Consider the following 579-nt stretch of genomic DNA (forward strand, 5'->3'; position numbering starts at 1 on the left):
CATAAGCTTATCGTCATGATAAGTGTAAATGGTGGAGCTATGCGGGATCGAACCGCAGACCTCCTGCGTGCAAGGCAGGCGCTCTCCCAGCTGAGCTATAGCCCCATTTACATGCAGTTGAGATTAATATCAAGTATCCAATCATAAGATTGGCGAAGCCAAATCGAATTTTAACAAGTCAATTCAATGCGACGTTTAGTTTACTAAACGAGTATTTAATTAACGCAGATAAAATGAAGATTTGGTGGGTCAGAGTGGACTTGAACCACCGACCTCACCCTTATCAGGGGTGCGCTCTAACCAGCTGAGCTACAGACCCATTCTTTTTGGTCTTTTAACCCTTACTCGGCGTTACTTTCTTCGTTTCTCAGTCATGTGCTAAAGCACACTCCCTGCGAGACTCATCAAGTGCCTTGATTAAGAATCAAAATCCTCAAAAATACCTTTCGATATCTTTCTCTTTCTTCTATCAAGTAATCTGTGTGAACACTCACATGCATCGCTGCACTTTTAGGTATTGAGTTAGTCGTATAGGTAAGGAGGTGATCCAGCCCCAGGTTCCCCTAGGGCTACCTTGTT

The 579-nt window shown here is 43.7% G+C and carries 2 tRNA genes; both read right to left on the reverse strand.

Going from position 1 to position 579, the window contains the following annotated elements:
- Positions 1-29: 29 nt before the first annotated feature.
- Positions 30-105, reverse strand: a tRNA-Ala gene (locus H5164_RS19790).
- A gap of 137 nt (positions 106-242) precedes the next feature.
- A tRNA-Ile gene (locus H5164_RS19795) sits at positions 243-319 on the reverse strand.
- Positions 320-579: the final 260 nt, after the last annotated feature.

Origin of the sequence: Shewanella sp. SG41-3, assembly GCF_014164545.1 — a bacterium.
GTDB lineage: Bacteria > Pseudomonadota > Gammaproteobacteria > Enterobacterales > Shewanellaceae > Shewanella > Shewanella vesiculosa.